This is a genomic window from Pseudomonas sp. B6(2017), assembly GCF_002112765.1.
Taxonomy (GTDB): domain Bacteria; phylum Pseudomonadota; class Gammaproteobacteria; order Pseudomonadales; family Pseudomonadaceae; genus Aquipseudomonas; species Aquipseudomonas piscis.
Genome location: NZ_NEIQ01000065.1, coordinates 1 through 1,063, shown reverse-complemented (window position 1 = coordinate 1,063; position 1,063 = coordinate 1). Strand labels below are relative to the sequence as shown.

General features: G+C 69.1%; 1 protein-coding gene. It reads right to left on the bottom strand.

Annotated elements, in window-relative coordinates:
• A partial coding sequence (locus CAG11_RS32980) for an acetyl-CoA C-acetyltransferase (protein ID WP_143494901.1) occupies window positions 1–1,063 on the bottom strand: 1,063 nt, incomplete at both ends.

Here is a 1,063-nt window from a genome sequence, read left to right as displayed (position 1 = left end):
CATCGCGCTTGATCATTTCATGCAGCAGGGTCACCAGCACCCGGCAGCCCGACGCGCCGATGGGGTGGCCGATGGCGATGGCGCCGCCGTTGACGTTGACCTTGGCTGGGTCCCATGCAAGCTCCTTGGCCACCGACAGCGACTGCGCGGCGAAGGCTTCGTTGGCTTCGATCAGGTCCAGTTGCTCCAGGCTCCAGCCGGCCTTTTCCAGGCAGCGGCGGGTGGCCGAGACGGGGCCGATACCCATGATCGCCGGATCGACCCCGGCGTTGGCGTAGGCGGCGATCTTCGCCAGTACCGGCAGGCCCAGGGCCCGCGCCTTGCTGGCGCTCATCAGGATCACGGCGGCGGCGCCGTCGTTCAGCGCCGAGGCGTTGCCGGCGGTGACGCTGCCGTCTTTCTTGAACGCCGGCTTGAGCTTGGCCAGGGCCTCGGCGGTGGTGCCGGGTCGGGGTTGTTCGTCGGTGGCGAAGGTGACGGGCTCGCCCTTGCGCTGGGGAATCTGGATCGGGGTGATCTCGTCGACGAAGCGCCCGGCCTCGATGGCCGCGGCGGCCTTGCGCTGGGAGTCGGCGGCGAAGGCGTCCTGGGCTTCACGAGTGATGCCGTATTTTTCCACCAGGTTCTCGGCGGTGATGCCCATGTGATAGTCGTTGAAGGCATCCCACAGGCCATCGCTGATCATGGAGTCGATCATCTGGCTGTGGCCCATGCGCAGGCCGGTGCGGGCGCCGGGCAGGACGTAGTTGGCCAGGCTCATGTTCTCCTGGCCGCCGGCGATGATCACCTCGGCATCGCCGCAGCGGATGGCCTGGGCGGCCAGGTGCAGGGCCTTGAGGCCGGAGCCGCAGACCTTGTTCAGGGTCATGGCGGGCACGGCATGGGGCAGGCCGGCCTTGATCGCGGCCTGGCGTGCGGGGTTCTGCCCGGCGCCGGCGGTGAGCACCTGGCCCATGATGACTTCGTCGACCTGGGCCGGGTCGATGCCGGTCTGGGCCAGCAGTTGGCGGATCACCGCGGCGCCGAGGTCGACGGCGGGAATGGCCGCCAGCGAGCCCTGGAA